Source organism: Acinetobacter sp. WCHAc010052, assembly GCF_002165295.2.
In the GTDB taxonomy this organism is placed as follows: domain Bacteria; phylum Pseudomonadota; class Gammaproteobacteria; order Pseudomonadales; family Moraxellaceae; genus Acinetobacter; species Acinetobacter chinensis.
The window spans coordinates 2239179-2257945 of sequence record NZ_CP032143.1 but is presented as its reverse complement, the minus strand read 5'-3'; the positions used below and the strand labels follow the sequence as shown (position 1 = coordinate 2257945).

The following is an 18767-nucleotide window of genomic DNA, read 5'->3' as shown; positions in this document are numbered from 1 at the left end:
CTTTCCATGCCTGAGGGTAACATTCCTCAGGCTTTTTTTATTTCTGGAAACTGGATTGTTCAGAAAGTAAGTGGAATATCTGGTGAAGCGTATCTGGATTGAAAAATGATTGCATTGAATGAATAGGTTGATCCATTATGCTCTGCAAGCCTCCCCAAATGCTTTTTTGAACGCAGAACATAATGAATCATGTTTGGTCATACCTAAATTATTATTATATTTTTGTAGGCATGGTTCTCTTTACAGACTATTACTTTTATAACTCTATTGTTGTTATCAAGTAACTTTATTAAATACTCCTGTTAAAAAATGATCTATCACTGAAATCTGGTATTTTTCAGTTTTTTAAATTTACTTCACTAATTGTTCAGAATTAATTGCAGGTATATGTATTCTGGTCACCTGTCTATACCTGGTTTATGGAATAGACTGCAAAAAAAATATGTCTAACACTGTGCAGACTATAAAAAAATACTGGAAGTCATCATGAAATTAAAATTAATCGCGATTTTGTGCAGTGGAATTTTTTTAATGACTGGGTGCGGTGGTGGATCGGACAGTCAAAGTTCAGCAGATCAGGGTACACCTGGTGGAAATAATCAAAATAATGAAAGTTCGGAAACACAGGTACTGGCTAAGGTTGAAACAAGCAGCGGGATTGCACTTCGGGAAACCCTGATGGAGGGAGTCGTGGATACCCTTGTATACGGTATGGACGAAATAGGTGAGTCTGTACCCTGTAAAACGGGTTCATGGAAACAGACAGGAACTGTAATTACATTGGATAAATGTACAGGTATTTTTGAGAGTGAGGCCAGTGCAGTTGCAAATGGCAGTATTGATGTGAGTGCGGGTTATAATTTTCAGGATTTAAACCTGGCTTTTCCTGATGGTACCACACAGATCATTAAAGGGAAATTACTGAGTACAGACAGTGAAATACTGACGCAGTTTAAATCAGATCAGATTGACATCCTGGTAAAAGAGCCGAATGGTAAAGGTGGTTTTCAGAGTGTCAGTTATGTACTGAGTGACTATCAGCTGGACTGGACTCCTCAGGGTACTGCGGATATTAAAAATCAGGTCAAAGGAAAAGTGAAATCCACAGGGCGTGAAGGTGGGGATATTAATATCGCATTTGATAATTCAGCAACGCCTTATCTGTTCAAAACCGATGCTGACGGGGAGGTCGTGGGTTATCCGTACAGTGGAGTGTTGAATATTCAGGATCTGACTGACACTACCAGTACAATCAGTATTTCATATCTGGATGCTCAAAATGCAATATTTAAAGCAATTGTAAAAAATAAACTTTTATTTGATAAGACTGCTACATGGGAGAGTTTACTGGAGTTATGAGTAAGTTAAGTTGATTGTTTGATTGCGGCCGTATGTAAATACGGCTTTTTTATCCGTGGAAAATATGCCATAGCGTCGGATTCACTGATCAGGCTGTTGTCTGGGTTTGATGCGATTGAATGATTCTGAAGTTTTATGGAGAGGAAGAATTAAACACATATTTATGGTTCGGTGATGAACCGTCGGGTGGAATCGGGTTAAAATCAGGTTTTGTTTTGACAGCGGTTTAAAATATGCGTGGTCTGTATTTGATTACTAATGATGATCCTATCGAACTTTTACTGGCAAAGCTCGAAGGTGCTATGGCGACTTATGATGTAGCGGTATTACAGTACCGTCGTAAAAAAGTGGCTAAAGAAGATCAGGCTTATGAAATTGAATACATGAAGTCAATGTGTGCGCAATATAAAGTCCCTTTCGTCATTAATGATGATCTTGAAACTGCTGTGAAGTACGGTGTGGGCGTGCATCTGGGGCAGGGTGATGGCTCTGTTGCAGAAGCAGTTCAGCGCTTACCTAAAGGTGTCCTGATTGGACGCAGCTGTAATAACTCGATTGAACTTGCAGAACAGGCTGTAGCCGATGGCGCAAATTATGTGGCTTTTGGCGCAATTTTTGCCACAGAAACGAAACCAGAGGCTGGAAATATCGGGCTTGAAACTTTAAAACAGGCAAAAGAAAAATTTGATGTGCCAGTCTGTGCGATCGGTGGCTTAACTGTTGAAAATTCAGCAGAAGTGATTGAAGCAGGTGCAGACTTTTGTGCAGTGATTAGTGATATATTAGGTCGCTCTTTATCAGGTGTAACTGTCCGAACTCAGGAATGGGCAGAGTTGTTTTCCGCTCATAAAGCCTGAGTTATTTTGTGATTTGAATTATTAAGCCGAGAATTTTCATGACTTTATCTGCCAAGCAGGAACAATTGTTTAAACAAGCCAGTAAACATATTCCAGGAGGAGTAAATTCTCCTGTAAGAGCATTTAACGGTGTTGGTGGAACTCCCGTATTTATTGAAAAGGCGAAAGGTGCTTATCTATATGATGTAGATGGTAAGCGCTATGTGGATTATGTCGGTTCATGGGGGCCGATGATTCTTGGGCATGCACATCCTGAAATTGTAAAAGCTGTTCAGGAAGCTGCAGTGGATGGTTTAAGTTTTGGTGCACCGACGGTTCATGAGACCACACTGGCAGATATTATCTGTGAAGTGATGCCATCTATTGAACTGGTTCGTATGACCAACTCCGGTACTGAAGCAACCATGACTGCAATCCGTCTGGCGCGTGGCTATACCGGTCGTGACATGATTGTAAAATTTGAAGGCTGTTACCATGGTCATTCAGATTCACTGCTGGTGAAAGCAGGATCGGGTATGCTGACGATGGGCGAACCGACATCCAAAGGTGTTCCTGCTGATTTTGCCAAACACACTCTGACTTTGCCGTATAACGATATTGAGGCAGTAAAAGCCTGTTTTGCCAAGTTTGGTGCAGAGATTGCAGGTGTGATTGTTGAACCTGTTGCAGGGAATATGAACTTGGTTAAACCGCTCCATGGTTTCCTTGAAACAATTCGTGAACAGTGTGATGAGCATGGTTCAGTCTTTATCATTGATGAAGTGATGACGGGTTTCCGTGTGGCTTTGGGTGGTGCGCAGGCTTATTACAACGTAAAGCCGGATCTGACCACTTTAGGTAAAATTATTGGTGCGGGACTTCCTGTTGGAGCGTTTGGCGGTAAGCGTGAAATTATGGAATGCATTGCACCTTTAGGTGGTGTTTATCAGGCAGGAACGCTGTCAGGTAACCCGCTTGCAATGCGTGCCGGTATCAAAATGTTTGAAATGTTACGTCAGCCAGGTTTCCATGAACAGTTGTCTGCCCGTCTGGACAGCTTGCTGAAAGGTCTTCAGGCTGCAGCGGATGAAGCAGGCATTCCATTCTTTACTCAGCAGGCTGGTGGTCTGTTTGGTCTTTATTTTACAGATCAGACTGAAATCAGCAGTTTTGATCATATTCTGAAGTGTGATGTGGATGCTTTCCGTAAATTTTTCCACGGCATGCTGAAACGTGGGGTCAACCTGGCTCCTTCTGCATTTGAAGCTGGATTTATTTCAGCAGCACATACAGAAGAAGACATTCAGTTCACAATTCAGGCAGCTAAAGAGACTTTTGCTGAAATGAAAGTCTAAGCCCTCAAAAATTCGATTAAACTAAGCCCGTGGCATCTGCTGCGGGCTTTTCTATTGGATTGAGGAATATGCTGTGATGAAGACTAAACACTATCTGACCCTGGAAGATGCTGAATTTTTATTGACGCGTGCTCACCAGTTTGCAGTAGATAAAGAATTCAATGTCAGTATTGCAGTCGTGGACGATACGGGCAGTCTCATGGCAATGAAAAGAATGGATGGTGCATCACCGATGACAGCGGGTCTGAGTATTGAAAAAGCCCGATGTTCAGCTTCGAGCCGTCGTCCATCAGGACTGTTTGAAGAACTGGTCAGAGATGGTCAGCTGGGTTTTTTAACGGTCAACAGTGTTTCAGGTATGCTGGAAGGTGGAGAACCTATTCTTTATAAAGAGCAGCTGGTTGGAGCTGTGGGTGTTTCTGGTGTCAAATCTGAGCAGGATGCAGAGATTGCCCGTCATGCCATTCAGGTTTTCCTGGCTTTAGCTGATTAATTGGGTCTAGGTTCGGTCAGTATGCTGTATGCAATGCCCAAAAAGATTCAGCTCAGCCCATCTTTGGCAAAATGGACTTTACTCTCTGAGGAAAGTGTACTGCTGGTTGCAGGGTTGAATGAACTGCGTCTTTTGCCGGACTGGGAACAGTCGGAACTGAATCACAACATGCTGCATACACTCAAAAGAGCAAAAGCACTTGAAATCCCAGTGGTTGATTATTCATATCAGCAGAATATTCAAGGTCTGATGCAGTTGGGTGAACAGATGACTCAGCGTAAGCAGCTTATTATTTCAGGACTGATCAGTCCTCAGCTTAAGCCGCTGCTGTTACATCTGAAAAGCATTACAGATAAAGTCTGCCTTGTGGATGATGCAATTCAGCTGGCAAATCAGGAACAGCATATTCAATGGGTTGAAAATATGACCCAGCAGTATGTTCATCACATGAACAGTCACACCGTTGCCAGACTGTGGTCTTTGTCCGCACCGAAAGAAAAAATTCTTTCTTATAAAGGAATTCTGCTGGCTGTGGCTGAACAGCTGGATATGGAGCCACTGGAAATTGATCCAGAAACTGATTTACGTCAGTATGGACTGGATTCTGTAGCGATGGTCAGTCTGATCGGTTTATGGCGTGCCAATGGCGCGGGAATCAGCTATGAAGACTTTGAACAGAACAATTCACTGAGACAACTTTTCCATCTTTTGAAAGCTGAGTTTTAATTTTCAGCAAATTGAAATTATTTTTTGTCAGAATCGGAAAATCCGTCGGGAAAAGAAGCATTGTGCATTGTAATTCTGTGTCAGGCTTTCTATCATTGCCGCCTTGTTTTTATGATCAGCCTGGATTGAACTTTGAGTAATTTTCTAACTGAACATCTGATTCATCGTGATAAAGATTTCATGGTTATTCACAAACCAGCAGGAATACTTACTGTTCCAGGTAAAACTGAAGACTTAAAGGACTGCGTGATTTCAAGGCTTCTGAAAACAGAATCCAGAACACTTCTGATTCACCGTCTTGACCGTGATACTTCTGGCATTCTTGTATTTGCATTGTCCAGAACAGGTCAGAACAGTATTTCAAGACAGTTCCAGGAAAGACAGACATCCAAAACTTATCAGGCACTGGTTGCAGGCAGACTTGAAGGTGAGGGTGAGATCAGTGTTCCTGTAGTGTACGATCCTGCTCATCCTCCTTTACATATTGCCGACCCTGAACACAACAAAACTGCACTGACTTTGTGGAAAGCAGTGGAGCATTCTGAAATTCAGGGACAGCCAGTCACACGGGTGGAACTGACACCTGTTACCGGCAGATCGCATCAGTTACGGGTTCATATGCAGTACCTGGGACACCCGATTATTGGGGACACGCTGTATGCAACTGAGGAACAGCAGTCACTGGCAGAAAGACTCTGTCTGCATGCTGCTTATCTGAGTTTCAGTCATCCTGTCAGTGGTGAAAAGGTTGAATTTCACTGCGCAGTCCCTTTTTAAATGAATCTTCATGAATACTTACTAATATTGCTCACTTTTTAGTGGGCTTTGTGTCAAAATACATTGCTTAAAGACGGGATTATTTGATCAAATACCGAACAGGTATATGGCTCAGAAATCGCAGTCCTAACTTCTGAAAAAAGGTGGAAAAATTGCAGCAGTTTGCTATTGGTCAACGTTGGTTATCTGATACAGAAACAGAGCTTGGTCTGGGAGTTCTTATTGATGTAGATGAACGATCGGTCAGCATTTTATTCCCCAAAAGTGATGAAACCCGTGTCTATGCACGGAACAATGCACCTTTGTCACGCATTATATTTAATGTGAATGATGAAGTTCAGGATCAGGAAGGTAACAAGTGGACCGTAGAGTCACTTGAAGACCGTCATGGTGTAGTCCGTTATAACGTTTTCCGTAAACTTGAAGATGGTACGGATGAGCGCAAATCCTTAAATGAAACCCGAATTGGCGCAACCATTCAGCTGGCAAAACCGCTGGACAGATTGCTTGCAAGCCAGGTCGACTATAAAGAATGGTATGACCTGCGTATTGAAGCACTGATGATGCAGGCGGGCATGAAAGTCAGCCCTTTACGTGGTCTGATCGGTTCCCGTGTAGGACTGATCCCGCACCAGCTGTATATTGCCCATGAAGTGGGACAGCGTTTTGCTCCCCGTGTTCTTTTAGCTGATGAAGTTGGTCTGGGTAAAACCATTGAAGCGGGTCTGATTATTCATCAGCAGCTCAAGACAGGTCGTTCAGAGCGTATTCTGATTCTGGTTCCTGACTCACTTCAGTATCAGTGGATGATTGAAATGCGTCGTCGTTTCAACCTGAATTTCTCACTGTTTGATCTGACACGTACAGCATCCATTAAAGAGCATGATCCAGAACAGAATCCATTCCTGACAGAGCAGTGCATTATTGCGTCTGTGGATCTGATGATTGACCATGATGATCTGCGTGAGCAGGCGATTGCTGCCGGTTTTGATCTACTCGTTGTGGATGAAGCACATCATCTGATGTGGAGTGAAGAAGAAGGCGGTAATGACCGTTATGATCTGGTGGAGGAGTTTGCACAGCAGACAGCAGGTGTACTGTTACTGACTGCAACACCTGAACAGTTGGGTGTGGAAAGTCATTTTGCCCGTTTACGTTTACTTGATCCACAGCGTTTCAGTTCACTTGACCGCTTCCTGGATGAAGAAGAACAGTATCAGCATACTGCAAAAATCGCAGAAGTACTGATGTCAGATTTCCCGCTTGAAGAAGAACATCTGAATGCGGTTGAAACATTACTGGGACATCGTATCAGCGATGAACCAGAACAGCGTTACCGTGCGATTCATGAACTGCTTGACCGTCATGGCACAGGTCGTATTCTGTTCCGTAATACACGTGAGGCGATTCAGGGCTTCCCTGGACGTGACTGCCTGCCGGCACCGTTGCCAGCGCCAGAAAACTGGTCTAAAGATGGCAAACTGCGTGAACAGATGTGGCCGGAAGAAGCCCAGCTGGATGGTGCCTGGATGGAATCAGATCCTCGTGTCATGTGGCTCATGGAGCGATTGCGTACAGATTTAAAACATAAAAAAGTCCTGCTGATTGCACGCAGTGGTCCTGTTGTGGAAGCACTTGAAAATGTATTGCGTATACATGCCGGTATCCGTACTGCCATGTTCCATGAGGGCATGAGCCTGCTTGAGCGTGATCAGGCAGCAGCTTATTTTGCTGAAGACTCTTATGGTGCACAGATTTTACTGTGCTCTGAAATTGGTTCTGAGGGACGGAACTTCCAGTTTGCCTCTGACCTGATTCTGTTTGATTTACCTGCTAACCCAGATGTGCTTGAACAGCGTATTGGACGTCTTGACCGTATTGGTCAGGAAAACCGTATTCAGATTCATGTGCCATATCTGACTGGAACTGCTCAGGAGCGTATGTTCCGCTGGTATAACGAAGCCCTGAACATTTTCAGTAATATTTCACCTGCTGCACAGACCTTACAGGAAAACTTTATTGTTGATCTGAAAGACTGTCTGCTGTCAGATCAGGGTCAGAAATTTGAAGATCTGCTTGAAGCAGTCAGTGTTCAGCGTGAAGCACTGGAAACAGAACTTCAGGCGGGGCGTGACCGTCTGCTTGAATATAATTCATGCCGTCCAGTTGTGGCACAGGAAATTGTGCAGGCAATGGAAAGCTATGATGATAATTCTACATTGCCTATGTTCATGAAGCGTTTTATGGCTTCCACCAACATTGATTTTGATGAGCAAAGCAACGGTACAGTCATCATTAAACCAACTGACCAGATGCAGGTACAGGGACTGACACTGGATGAAGACGGTATGACCGTGACCTTCTACCGTGATCAGGCTCAGACACGTGAAGATGCACAGTATCTGACTCTTGAACATCCATTCACTGAGAGTGTAATGGAAATGATCAGTACTCAGTCATTCGGTAGCACCAATGTTGCACTGCTGAAATCTGGCGCACTGAAGCAGGGTACAATCCTGATGGAAGTCTGGTTCAAGGTGGATGTGGTTGCACCTAAAGCGCTCAATTTACCGTCCAGTCTGCCTCAGCAGCTGATTCGGGTGTTACTGAGTGAAACGGGACAGGATCTTTCTGCGAAAATTAATCCTGAGATTCTGAAACCTTATCTGCATCATCTGGATGGCAACAGTTGCCGTCAGGTGGTAAAAGCACGCCGTGAAGTGATTGAACAGCGTTATTCACAGGCACTGGATATTGCAAAAGGTTCATTACCTGAACTGACACAGCAGGCTAAAGAAGTCTATGGTTCTAAATGGCAGTATGAAATTGACCGTTTAAGCTATCTGAAGCAGTTCAATCCAAGTATCCGTGAAGATGAAATTGCCCGCTTACAGAAATTCCAGAAAGAAGGTCTGAACCTGCTGGATGGCTTATCTGTAACACCAGAAGCAATTCAGATTCTGGTTGTAGTGAAGCCTTAAAACGCGAATATATAAGAAAGCTCCTGAGGGAGCTTTTTTTTGTGTCAGCACTTTTTAAGTGACAGAACGGTATGACTTCTTCTACATAAAAATATCAGTCAAAGGCAATTACAGTTCGGAAGAACTGTATTAACGTATGTTGATTCAACATGGAAAATGGCATTCATCATGATTCTGGACAACACTGAAAAATTTGCGCTGCATTTTACGCATGCCAATGGTATTCCATCTGCAAGCTATCAAAAATTTTTTCAGAGTTTTGGTCACAATTATGAACTGAAAGCAATTCCCCTGATTGGTATGAGTCCTGATTTTCCTGTGACCCATACATGGGAGCATCTGGTCAATCAGGTGATTGAAGATATTGAACAGCAGTTTCCAAAGCAGAAGGTGATTGGCTTAGGGCATTCTTTTGGTTCTTTAGTGACTTTAATGGCAGCTTATAAACGCCCTGATCTGTTTTCACAGCTGGTGATTATGGATCCACCTTTTGTGATTGGTTCAAAATCTGCCCTGTTCGAAGCGATGCAAAAACTGAAACTCAAAGCTGTAGATAAAATTACGCCAGCAGCTATTACCCTGAAACGCAATGATCACTGGTCAGATCTGGAAACGGCATATACCTCATTACGGAATAACCGTTTATTTAAAAACTTTGATCAGCAGTGTTTTGATGATTATTTTGCTCATGGTATTCGGGCAGATGAACAGCGAGGCGGTGTAACTCTCAGCATTCCAAAACAGGTTGAGGCAGATATCTTCCGTACTGTGCCTGCCTGGTGGTGGAGAACTCCAAGACAGGCACCAGATGTGCCCGTGCATTTAATTACAGCGACGCATAGTCATTTTTATAAGCAGGGTTTACCGCAAGGCATGAAAAAAACCTATGGTATTGAGTTCAGCGTAGTAGATGGCAGTCATATGTTTCCACTGGAACAGCCTGAAATGACGGCACAGAAAGTTAAAAGTATTATCGAAATGAATGCTTAAAGTTTAACTTAATTTTGATCAGGCTTACTGAAACTGAGCTTCATCCAGATGACGCGCGCCTTCTAAAATCATACGGATCATAATCATGGTCTGTTCTGCAACTTCAGTACGTTCAGCCACAGGGACATCAATTACTTTTGCACCCATATTAAAAACGAGTTGGGTAATGGCTTTTGCAACCAGTTCAGGATGGGCAATTTTGCTGTTGTTCAGTCGTTCCAGTCGAATCAGATCATCCTGAAGTTCCTGCTGAAAATAATTGAGCTGACGTTCAACCGCCTGTTTATATGACCGTGACCCAGTAAATCCTTCACGCAGCAGCAGACTCAGATTGCCTTCATCAGCATCCAGCTGTTCTATAAAAACTTCTACAGAACTGCGGATAATACTGTTCTGACGGGAAGCTTTAATACGTGCTTCATGCAGAATCTGACGTAAAACAATACCGGCCCGATCTATCAGTTCAATAGCAAGTTCATCTATATCTTTGAAATGTCGATAAAAACTGTTTGGAGCAATTCCTGCCTCACGTGCGACTTCACGCAGACTCAGAGATGAAATACTTTTTTGAGGTCCAATTAAATTCAGTGCAGCCTGAAACAGTTCTTCTTTTGTAATGGTTGCTTTGCGTCCAACGGTACGTACCGTCACAGGTTCTCTGTGCGTCTGCTGTTCAGCAACAGTGTCAATATTTGTATTAATCGAAGACTGAATCATATTTTTCAATGGATTAGAGACATTTCCGCATTATAGCCCGAGCAGACACAGTTGTGAAACGAATGGATACAATACGAATATATATACAAATATATATACATGTGTATAATAATTAAAAATCAACAGCAACGTGGTCCGTGCTATGCAGATGACTGAAAAAAGAAGCTCATTGTTTAAAGAGTTTGCCGAAGGGGTGATAGACCGTCATACCGTTAATTTCTGGTTGCAGAAATTAAATCCTGTGTGGTCTGTTCACCAGGCTTTAGGAAAAATTGTGCAGATTCATCAGGCAGCTGCCGATACAGTGAGTCTGACGCTGCAGACAAACCGTCATTTTCAGGCAGGACAGGCAGGACAGCATCACCCGGTCTTTGTCAGCATTGAAGGTGTGCGTTATGAACGTAATTACAGTCTGACTCAGCTCGATGTACATCACGTATTGCTGACCGTAAAAAAAACTGAAAAAGGAAAAGTCAGTCACTGGCTGACTGAACAGGCAAAAACCGGTGATATTCTTGAGTTTGGACAGCCTTATGGTGATATGACATTACAGCAGACAGGAACAGATTCGGTACTGTTGCTGGCAGCCGGCAGTGGAATCACTCCTATGTACAGCCTGCTGAACGACCTGCACCAGAAAAAACAGCTCTCTCAAAAGAAAATAAAACTGCTGTACTGGGTGAAACATTATGCAGATGTGGCTTTTAAACAGCAGTTTGAGCAATGGGCAGAGCAGTATTCAGATTTCAGTTGTGAGTTTTTCTACACCCAGGAAGGGGATTCACGGATCAATGAAACACATCACGCTGCGGCGGGTGACATGCAGTCAGGTACAGTGTTTGCCTGCGGACCATCAGGGTTTTCAGCAGAAGTTGAAAAAATGTTTACTCAGGCTGCACGACTGAAAACAGAATCATTCAGTTTAAGTCAGTTTGACGGCGGTGAGACCGGTTTTGTCAATGTGACGCTGACCCGTTCAGACAGAACAGTAGCGATACCTAAAGGACAGTCCATTCTGGTTGGTCTGGAACAGCAGAATATTAAACCAGCACACGGATGCCGTATGGGTGTCTGTCATAAGTGTGTCTGCTCGAAAGTTCAGGGAACAACTCAGGATATGGCAAACGGTAAGCATCACCATGAACCTGGCAGTGCTTTAAAAATTTGTGTCAATTCAGCTCAGACTGACCTCGTCATTGATCTTTAAGAGAGATATACATCATGAATATGCCTGTAAAATTTCAATATTTTAAAAATCCGAAAAACAGAGAGCTGACGCAGACTGAACTGGATGCACTGGCAAAAGAACTGGATGCCATTAAGCAGGAAGTGCTGGATGATATTGGGGAAAAAGACGCTAAGTATATCCGCAAAGTGTATTCCACAATCCGCTATGCATCCATTGCAGGTCGTGCCTGTCTTTTTGCGGGATGGTTACCGCCGATGTGGCTGCTGGGTACAGGACTGCTTGGATTTGCCAAAATCATGGAAAACATGGAACTGGGGCATAATGTGATTCATGGTCAGTATGACTGGATGAATGACCCTAAATTTCAGGGTGCGACCTATGAGTGGGATATTGTAGGAACTTCGGATAACTGGCGTCAGACCCATAACTTTAAACATCATACCTATACCAACATCAAAGGTATGGATGATGATATCGGCTATGGTTTGATCCGACTGTTTCCTGAACAGCGCTGGAAACCTGGCTATTTGCTGCAGCCGTTATACAGTATTCCTTTCTGTTTATTGTTTCAGTGGGGTGTTGCTATTCAGAACCTTGAAATTGGTCGGGTGCTTTATGGCAAAAAAACCAAAAAAGAATTTATGGAAGAATGGAAACCTTTACAGCGCAAAATGACGAAACAGCTGTTTAAGGATTATGTGTTTTTCCCTTTAATAGCAGGACCTGCGGCATTACCGGTATTGACCGGAAACCTGGTTGCAAACGGTATCCGTAACGTCTGGACTTTCAGTATTATTTTCTGCGGTCATTTTACCAAGGATGTGGAAGTTTTTCCGAAATCTGTTATGCAGAATGAAAGCCGTGGACACTGGTACATGCGTCAGATCCGTGGTTCATCCAACCTGACAGGCTCTGAAGCATTTCATATTCTGACGGGGCATTTAAGTCATCAGATTGAACATCATTTATATCCGGATATTCCAGCAAGACGTTACCGTAAAATGGCACCGAAAGTGCAGGCTGTCTGTGAAAAATATGGTCTGAATTATAATAATGCGAGTCTGTTCAAACAGTACGGCAGTGTCATAAAACGGATCGTGAAATACGCATTTCCATTCAAAAAATAAATAAAACAACCACCTGCAAACTGGTGGTTTTTTATATGGGTTACAGATGAAACAGGTTCAGACTGCTTCATCTGTCTCCCGATCAGTAATGCTGAACTGAGTGCGTAAAGCAGGAAGCTGAGAGCTTTCACCCACCATATAAGGATGATGTGCCAGTTCCAGCATGTCCAGGTCTTCATGGCTGTTACCATAAGCATAAATATGTCTGTAGCTGGACAGATCGTATTTGTCTGTGACTCTGATTTTTTTCTGTTCACAGCTACAGTCTGCTGTGCTGTAAAGTCCCGTCAGTTTGTCGTTTTTAATTTCAGGTTCAGTACAGATCAGGTCAATATCCAGCATTTCACAGACAGCGCTTAAATACAGACTGACCGATGCCGATACCAGCACAACATCGTCGCCCTGTTGCTGATGCTGTAACAGCTGTCTGAACAATTCAGTGTTGAAATGTGCAGGAAGTTCTTTGGCATATTCATGAGCAAGTGCCTGTATTTCACTGAAATCAGCATTTCTGAACATCACATTGAACAGTCTTGCCCGCATGGCATGGGCAGGGTAGATATTTAAATAATAAGCTTGAACCCAGGGAATAATTTTAATGCCCCGACGCACAATCTGCCGTTTTTTTAAGGCATAAAAAATAAACCCTGTAAAACTGTCTTTGTTGTACAGTGTTCCATCAAAGTCAAAAAGTGCTAAATTTTTATTCGTTTTGCCCGTTGCATACATGTCTGATAACGTCCGTTTACTCGTGTGGCAAACCAGTTGGTATTATAGTCACGACTCAGTTTGGGGCCTGAAATCACGACCTGAGGCATAATTGCATAAAAAGCGTCTTTACCTGTTTTTTCCCGATACAGCTTGGTCACTGCTCTGTATGTCGCTGTTTTTTCAAAGTCCTGATCTTTTTCTTTTTTCAGATCGGAACGGATCTGACGCGGAGTCACCAGAATATTATGGGTTGCAAATACATTGGTCAGCTCCCGCTCAGATTCACTCTTGGTCGCACGTGGTGAACCATCTTTGTTGTAAAGCAACAGGTCTCCATCGAGCGTCAGTTCAGCTGTGGTCAGATCATTCAGCATGCTCTGGAACGCGGCATTTCGACTGGAGTAACGACCCGAATTGTAGTCGGCAAATCTGTAAAGAGGCTTGTCATAGTCAGCAGGATACATCATCAGACGGTGGATACCGTAATATAAACCGCCATACTGACTGTACATGTCTGTTCTCAGTGCTGCAATGTTGCCACCCTGACGTTTATGGTCTTTTGCGTATCCGATATGTACCTGCATTGACCCCAGTGTGGTAATTGGATTCAGCTTTTCACCAATGTCCTGACCAACCAGTCGGGCTGCACCAGTCAATGCACTGACATGATAATGCTTGGACATATAGTCAAAAATTTCACGGTAAAGTTCATCCAGCTGACGCTCTGTTTTGACTCTGCGCATCTGACTTAAATAATTGTCTTCTGGGCTGGGCTGATTTTTCAGTACATCCTGAAAATATCCTGCAACCGTTCCCCCTATGGAGTCTCCCAGTTTATCTTTAAACTTTTCTTCCAGACGATCCTGAACTTCACGGACTGCTTTTTCACCCAGACCAGGTACCTGCGGATCAGCAACAAAATTGGATTCCTGATCAACGACTGCAACAATGGTGCAGATATTTTCTTTGGTCTGAGGAATACCGAGCTGATCTGTAATATCGTAAATATCTTTTGCCCAGGACGGACGATCACTGACCCGTGCAGGAATCAGTTTACGGATCTGTTCACTTTCAAGTGTTGGCTCATTATTTTTAGACCACCAGGAATTATCACCACAGGCTGTAATTCCAATGGACAATGACAGAATTGATAGAGATTTCAGAGAGCCTGTCAAAAAACTTTTTTTCATGCTGTGAAAAACCGTTCCTAAATAAATGAGCCAAAAGTGCAGACGGAGTATACTATGCCGGCAATAAAAGTTCAGAATATATATGTATATTGCATGGCAGAATCTGTCAAATGATTTGGCTGGCTGTTCTGTATATATAGCATATATAGCTGTCGTTGCTGATCAGGCTTTTCAGAGCCCGTTATACCTGTAGTCTCGATAAGACAGAGTGAGCGAATGGATATTTTCAGCTGAATTTACTAAAATACGCACCTTGTTGCAGTACCGGCTGCATCTATTCATCTGTTTTATCTCTCCAGTCACTGAGCGCGTAAAAGCGGTCATGCACCATGATGCTGGAAATGAAACAATCAGGCAAAGTTAAATGAGGCGACTGAATTGAGTCAACACAGTGTAATCAATGAATTGTTTGACAGATCAATTGATAGAAAACTTTGGGTCGCGCCCATGGCAGGCGTGACCGACAGACCATTCAGAACGCTGTGCAAGTATTTTGGTGCAGGTCATGCTGTCAGTGAAATGATGACCTCAGACAAAACCTTGCGTATGAGTAAAAAAAGTCTGTACCGCGCAAATTTTGATGGTGAAATTGCTCCGATCTCAGCTCAGATTGCAGGTTCTGAACCGGCTGATCTTGCTGAAGCAGCGCGTTATCAGGTTGCGAATGGCGCTCAGATTGTAGATATCAATATGGGTTGTCCTGCCAAAAAAGTCTGTAACAAATTGGCAGGCTCTGCTCTTTTAAAAGATGAAGATTTGGTTGCACGTATTCTGGATGCCGTAGTTGCAGCAGTGGATGTCCCTGTAACACTGAAAACCCGTCTCGGTTTTTTAAATGGTCATGAAAATATTATGCGGGTTGCAAAGCGTGCAGAAGAAGCAGGGATTGCTGCTTTAGCACTGCATGGGCGTACCCGTGAAGATATGTACCTGAATACTGCGCGTTATTCATTGATTAAAGAAGTGAAGCAGCATATTGCAATTCCTGTGATTGCTAACGGTGATATTGACAGCCCTGAAAAAGCAAAATATGTACTGGATTATACGGGTGCAGATGCAATTATGATTGGTCGTGCTGCACAGGGGCGTCCGTGGATTTTTCGTGAAATTGGGCATTATCTGCAAACCGGAGAACACCTGGCAGCACCTTCCATACAGGAAGTGAAAGATGTCCTGCTTGGGCATTTATCTGAGCTGTATGAGTTTTATGGTGAATACTCAGGTTGCAGAATCTCCAGAAAACATATTGCCTGGTATACCAAAGGGCTGCGCAGCAGCAATGAATTCCGTCAGAATATGTATAAAGTTGAAAGTACAACAGCACAGTTTAAAGTAGTGGAAGACTATTTTAATCAGTTGCTGGCACATGGTGAAATCATGAGTGATGTTCAGATTGAACAGGTCAATCTGCTGGACACAAAGTAGTTCCTGATTTAAAGAAGGTTACTTACTTTTGGTAATAACCATGCTTTGCAGTGTTTCAGTTGTTTCCGCTGTAACTTGATTCTGATCCGGCTGATTTTTTTCTGAATGTTCAGCCTGAGTGACAGTTTTATTTTTCGTAATTTTTTCAGCCTGATAATGCTGTACGCTGTCGACTGAAAAGCCAATCAGCACCAGGCAAAGTAATGCAATCCCCATAATTGTACAACTTAAAAAGTTAAATAATTATGAGGCAAATTACAGGGGATATGATGCAAAATATATCCCCAGAACTGGGGATATTGTGACCGGTTCAGGTGAGATTCATTTCAAGTATTAACTGATTCATCAGGTCTCTGGCATCCATGTCTCTGATCTGAGCAACATTTGTGCCTGCCCAGAATGCACCATAACCTGAATCACCAACTTTACTTGCTGCTGCATGCAGCTGTTTACCCAGATCATAGGCATATGGATAGGCAGGTACAGCCAGACGATCTGGCTGATCTATATCGCAGTGCCAGTGATTGATAATACCTCGTGCAGGGCGTCCCGAAATACTGGCAGTAATCTGTGTGGCGGGTTTGCTGAACAGGGCTTTTCTGTATGCGTCATTTACAGCAGATGATTTGCACTGAACAAATGCAGTGCCCATCTGTACCGCATCCGCTCCTGTCTGAAGCATCAGGCGTGCCTGTTGACCATTCATAATGCCTCCGGCTGCAACAACAGGAATGCTGCAGTATTTTTTACAGAGCCGAACAAGGTCAGCGGTCTGAACTGCACTGTCATAGGATTCATTGAAAATCCCACGATGACCACCAGCTTCAATGCCCTGGGCAATAATGATATCAATACCTGCCTGTTCAATCATTCTGGCTTCAGCAATATTTGTTGCAGAGACCATGGTGATAATACCGGCTGCTTTCAGTGCCTGAATCTGGTGTGGATGAGGAATTCCAAAATGAAAACTGACTGCCTGGGGAGAGGTTTCCAGTACCAGGTTCAGAAAGTCATCATTGTCTTTAAAACTTGGGTAAATACAGTTCAGATTTTCAGGTACAGCAGCATTGAATTTTTCAAATAATGGGCTGAAACTCTTGATCCACTGTTGAGTGATCTGTGGATTCTGTTCAACACTTTCATGACAGAAAAAATTAACCTGAAAAGGTGCATCTGTCAGAGATTTCGTCTCAGTAATCTGTTTTCTGGCTGCTTCAACAGATGCTGCACCCAATCCGAGTGAGCCTAAACCGCCCTGATTGGAAACTTCTGCTGCAAGCTCAGGTGTGGAAACCCCAGCCATTGGTGCCAGTAGAACAGGATGTTTAATTCCAAGTAGTTGAAGTATAGACATGATCAGGCTCCCTTAGTTCATTATCACTTTGCCTAAGAGTGCAGGCTTTGGCAAATTATATTCGCTATTTCGTTTTTTAATATTTATACCGAAACATTGGCAGAACGTGGGTTTGTTGGATGGAAGTGTACAGATAGCAGTTAACAGACTGAGTATATTTCAGTCTGTTAACTCAATAAAACTGATCAGCAGGAGCTGAGTTTTTCAGGTTGTGGTTTTTCACCTGGAAAGAAGAAAGGTCGTAACTTTACACCAAAGCTATTGCCGGTAAATGCGCAGATCAGCCATAACCAGCCGTGTAAACTGCCTGAAGCAATACCACTGAAATATGCACCGATATTACAGCCATAAGCGAGACGGGCACCATATCCCAACAGTAAGCCACCGATGACAGCAGCAATCAGAGAGCGTTTTGGAATATTCAGATTAGGTGCAAATTTACCTGCCAGGCTTGCAGCCAGTAATGCACCCAGCATAATGCCGAAGTTCATCATGGATGTTACATCCTGCCATAAAGGACTGTTCAGTGCTTTTGCATTGCCTGCATGTTGCCAGTAGTGCCAGCTGCTGACATCTATGCCCACCGTACTGACCGCTTTTGCTCCCCATAATGCCAGTGCAGATGTGACACCCCAGGGCTTTCCTGCCAGTGCAAGTGTTGCAAAGTTCAATAGGGTTAGAATAATACCGCCCAAAATGAGTGGCCAGGGACCTTGCAGAAAGCGTTTCCAGCCATGAATCTGAGATGCACTGACGGTTTCAAGTGAACCGTGGCGTTTCTTTTCCATTTTTACAGTAATAAAAGCAATGACTGCAAACAGGATTAAGTTCAGTAATATGGCAGGAGCAGCTCCGAACTGATCAATCACTGAAATGGGAGCCAGGTGGGGCAGATTGAACCACCAGTCCAGGTGCGATGTTGCAATCACAGACCCCAGACAGAAGAAAAGTAAGGTCACCACCATGCGGGCACTGCCACCGCCTACAGTATAAAGTGTGCCTGAAGCACAGCCACCACCGAGTTGCATCCCTATACCAAAAATGAAAGCACCAATGGCAACAGACATGGAAACAGGACTGACATTACCTTTTACAGGGTTGCCAAATAGCTCTCCTGCGCTGAGTGCAGGGAAGAACAGAAGTACCGCAAGTGCAAGCATAATCATCTGTGCACGCAGACCACGACCTCGGCGTTCTTTAATAAATACCCGCCAGCTGGAGGTAAAGCCAAAGGATGCATGATACAGGGTCATTCCCAGTGCACCGCCAATTAAAAACAGCAGTGCCTGGTTGATACCTACCAGGCTGTAAGCACTTATTGTTCCAACAGACAGCAACAGTAAAGCAACCCAGACGGTGGTGCTGGGTCGGCTGGTTTTTTCGGTAATTACAGACATGAAATTAAAGTAAATCTAAACAAATAATGTGTCGATATTTTAATTCAATCTGATCGTCATATATTATGTAAATACATAGAATATTAAAAATTTAACTGAGTATTTCTTATAATTTATATTGGTAAAAGTGATTTAAATTT

At 43.3% G+C, this 18767-nt stretch carries 17 protein-coding genes; 11 read left to right on the top strand and 6 right to left on the bottom strand.

Going from position 1 to position 18767, the window contains the following annotated elements; genetic code table 11:
- Positions 1 to 486 precede the first annotated feature (486 nt).
- From CDG61_RS11235 to CDG61_RS11200, 8 genes are all read left to right on the top strand, one after another.
- Complete coding sequence (locus CDG61_RS11235) at positions 487 to 1359, top strand: hypothetical protein (RefSeq protein ID WP_087549226.1); 873 nt, start codon at positions 487 to 489, stop codon at positions 1357 to 1359.
- Positions 1360 to 1592: 233 nt separating this feature from the next.
- Positions 1593 to 2216: a thiamine phosphate synthase gene (gene thiE / locus CDG61_RS11230; protein ID WP_087549225.1), complete on the top strand. Its 624-nt coding sequence runs from the start codon at positions 1593 to 1595 to the stop codon at positions 2214 to 2216.
- Between the two features lie 38 nt (positions 2217 to 2254).
- Positions 2255 to 3550 carry a glutamate-1-semialdehyde 2,1-aminomutase gene (gene hemL / locus CDG61_RS11225; RefSeq protein WP_087549224.1) on the top strand — a complete coding sequence of 432 codons (1296 nt, stop codon included), beginning with the start codon at positions 2255 to 2257 and terminating at the stop codon, positions 3548 to 3550.
- 76 nt (positions 3551 to 3626) lie between these two features.
- Positions 3627 to 4043 carry a GlcG/HbpS family heme-binding protein gene (locus CDG61_RS11220; protein ID WP_087549223.1) on the top strand — a complete coding sequence of 139 codons (417 nt, stop codon included), beginning with the start codon at positions 3627 to 3629 and terminating at the stop codon, positions 4041 to 4043.
- A 21-nt stretch (positions 4044 to 4064) separates the two neighbouring features.
- Complete coding sequence (locus CDG61_RS11215; RefSeq protein WP_087549624.1) at positions 4065 to 4769, top strand: phosphopantetheine-binding protein; 705 nt, start codon at positions 4065 to 4067, stop codon at positions 4767 to 4769.
- A gap of 132 nt (positions 4770 to 4901) precedes the next feature.
- Complete coding sequence (locus CDG61_RS11210) at positions 4902 to 5546, top strand: RluA family pseudouridine synthase (protein WP_087549222.1); 645 nt, start codon at positions 4902 to 4904, stop codon at positions 5544 to 5546.
- 143 nt (positions 5547 to 5689) lie between these two features.
- Positions 5690 to 8527, top strand: coding sequence for an RNA polymerase-associated protein RapA (gene rapA, locus CDG61_RS11205; RefSeq protein WP_087512507.1), 2838 nt, complete (start codon positions 5690 to 5692; stop codon positions 8525 to 8527).
- Between the two features lie 156 nt (positions 8528 to 8683).
- Positions 8684 to 9517: an alpha/beta fold hydrolase gene (locus tag CDG61_RS11200; RefSeq protein WP_228199568.1), complete on the top strand. Its 834-nt coding sequence runs from the start codon at positions 8684 to 8686 to the stop codon at positions 9515 to 9517.
- Positions 9518 to 9541: 24 nt separating this feature from the next.
- Here the strand turns inward: CDG61_RS11200 and fabR are convergent, their stop codons facing one another.
- Positions 9542 to 10234, bottom strand: coding sequence for an HTH-type transcriptional repressor FabR (gene fabR / locus CDG61_RS11195; protein ID WP_087512508.1), 693 nt, complete (start codon positions 10232 to 10234; stop codon positions 9542 to 9544).
- A 142-nt stretch (positions 10235 to 10376) separates the two neighbouring features.
- Here fabR and CDG61_RS11190 point away from each other — a divergent pair, with 142 nt between their 5' ends.
- Both CDG61_RS11190 and CDG61_RS11185 read left to right on the top strand, forming a co-directional pair.
- Positions 10377 to 11441 carry a ferredoxin reductase gene (locus tag CDG61_RS11190; protein ID WP_087549221.1) on the top strand — a complete coding sequence of 355 codons (1065 nt, stop codon included), beginning with the start codon at positions 10377 to 10379 and terminating at the stop codon, positions 11439 to 11441.
- A 14-nt stretch (positions 11442 to 11455) separates the two neighbouring features.
- Positions 11456 to 12550 (top strand): fatty acid desaturase family protein, encoded by a 1095-nt coding sequence (locus tag CDG61_RS11185; RefSeq protein WP_087549220.1) that lies wholly within the window; start codon positions 11456 to 11458, stop codon positions 12548 to 12550.
- Between the two features lie 57 nt (positions 12551 to 12607).
- Here the strand turns inward: CDG61_RS11185 and CDG61_RS11180 are convergent, their stop codons facing one another.
- Both CDG61_RS11180 and CDG61_RS11175 read right to left on the bottom strand, forming a co-directional pair.
- Positions 12608 to 13279, bottom strand: coding sequence for an HAD-IB family hydrolase (locus tag CDG61_RS11180; protein ID WP_087549219.1), 672 nt, complete (start codon positions 13277 to 13279; stop codon positions 12608 to 12610).
- Positions 13246 to 14451 (bottom strand): DUF1615 domain-containing protein, encoded by a 1206-nt coding sequence (locus CDG61_RS11175; protein WP_087512512.1) that lies wholly within the window; start codon positions 14449 to 14451, stop codon positions 13246 to 13248. The genes CDG61_RS11180 and CDG61_RS11175 overlap by 34 nt, the downstream gene beginning before the upstream one ends.
- 447 nt (positions 14452 to 14898) lie before the next feature.
- On the opposite strand from CDG61_RS11175, the gene dusB reads away from it, so the two are divergent.
- A complete protein-coding gene (gene dusB / locus CDG61_RS11170; protein WP_265936245.1) occupies positions 14899 to 15876 on the top strand; it encodes a tRNA dihydrouridine synthase DusB in 978 nt (325 codons plus the stop codon).
- An 18-nt stretch (positions 15877 to 15894) separates the two neighbouring features.
- On the opposite strand, the gene CDG61_RS11165 is transcribed toward dusB, so the two are convergent.
- The 3 genes from CDG61_RS11165 to CDG61_RS11155 form a co-directional block, all read right to left on the bottom strand.
- Positions 15895 to 16092 carry a hypothetical protein gene (locus tag CDG61_RS11165; RefSeq protein WP_087549217.1) on the bottom strand — a complete coding sequence of 66 codons (198 nt, stop codon included), beginning with the start codon at positions 16090 to 16092 and terminating at the stop codon, positions 15895 to 15897.
- Positions 16093 to 16186: 94 nt separating this feature from the next.
- On the bottom strand, positions 16187 to 17230 hold the full coding sequence (locus CDG61_RS11160; RefSeq protein WP_087549216.1) for an NAD(P)H-dependent flavin oxidoreductase: 1044 nt from the start codon (positions 17228 to 17230) through the stop codon (positions 16187 to 16189).
- A gap of 185 nt (positions 17231 to 17415) precedes the next feature.
- On the bottom strand, positions 17416 to 18627 hold the full coding sequence (locus CDG61_RS11155; protein WP_087549215.1) for a YeeE/YedE family protein: 1212 nt from the start codon (positions 18625 to 18627) through the stop codon (positions 17416 to 17418).
- Positions 18628 to 18767: the final 140 nt, after the last annotated feature.

Excerpts from the sequence above, each read along its gene's own strand:
- CDG61_RS11235 (WP_087549226.1), top strand. The coding sequence starts at position 487 with ATGAAATTAAAATTAATCGCGATTTTGTGCAGTGGAATTTTTTTAATG.
- thiE (WP_087549225.1), top strand. The coding sequence starts at position 1,593 with ATGCGTGGTCTGTATTTGATTACTAATGATGATCCTATCGAACTTTTA.
- hemL (WP_087549224.1), top strand. The coding sequence starts at position 2,255 with ATGACTTTATCTGCCAAGCAGGAACAATTGTTTAAACAAGCCAGTAAA.
- CDG61_RS11220 (WP_087549223.1), top strand. The coding sequence starts at position 3,627 with ATGAAGACTAAACACTATCTGACCCTGGAAGATGCTGAATTTTTATTG.
- CDG61_RS11215 (WP_087549624.1), top strand. The coding sequence starts at position 4,065 with ATGCTGTATGCAATGCCCAAAAAGATTCAGCTCAGCCCATCTTTGGCA.
- CDG61_RS11200 (WP_228199568.1), top strand. The coding sequence starts at position 8,684 with ATGGCATTCATCATGATTCTGGACAACACTGAAAAATTTGCGCTGCAT.
- fabR (WP_087512508.1), bottom strand. The coding sequence starts at position 10,234 with ATGATTCAGTCTTCGATTAATACAAATATTGACACTGTTGCTGAACAG.
- CDG61_RS11190 (WP_087549221.1), top strand. The coding sequence starts at position 10,377 with ATGCAGATGACTGAAAAAAGAAGCTCATTGTTTAAAGAGTTTGCCGAA.
- CDG61_RS11185 (WP_087549220.1), top strand. The coding sequence starts at position 11,456 with ATGAATATGCCTGTAAAATTTCAATATTTTAAAAATCCGAAAAACAGA.
- CDG61_RS11180 (WP_087549219.1), bottom strand. The coding sequence starts at position 13,279 with ATGTATGCAACGGGCAAAACGAATAAAAATTTAGCACTTTTTGACTTT.
- CDG61_RS11175 (WP_087512512.1), bottom strand. The coding sequence starts at position 14,451 with ATGAAAAAAAGTTTTTTGACAGGCTCTCTGAAATCTCTATCAATTCTG.
- dusB (WP_265936245.1), top strand. The coding sequence starts at position 14,899 with ATGGCAGGCGTGACCGACAGACCATTCAGAACGCTGTGCAAGTATTTT.
- CDG61_RS11165 (WP_087549217.1), bottom strand. The coding sequence starts at position 16,092 with ATGGGGATTGCATTACTTTGCCTGGTGCTGATTGGCTTTTCAGTCGAC.
- CDG61_RS11160 (WP_087549216.1), bottom strand. The coding sequence starts at position 17,230 with ATGTCTATACTTCAACTACTTGGAATTAAACATCCTGTTCTACTGGCA.
- CDG61_RS11155 (WP_087549215.1), bottom strand. The coding sequence starts at position 18,627 with ATGTCTGTAATTACCGAAAAAACCAGCCGACCCAGCACCACCGTCTGG.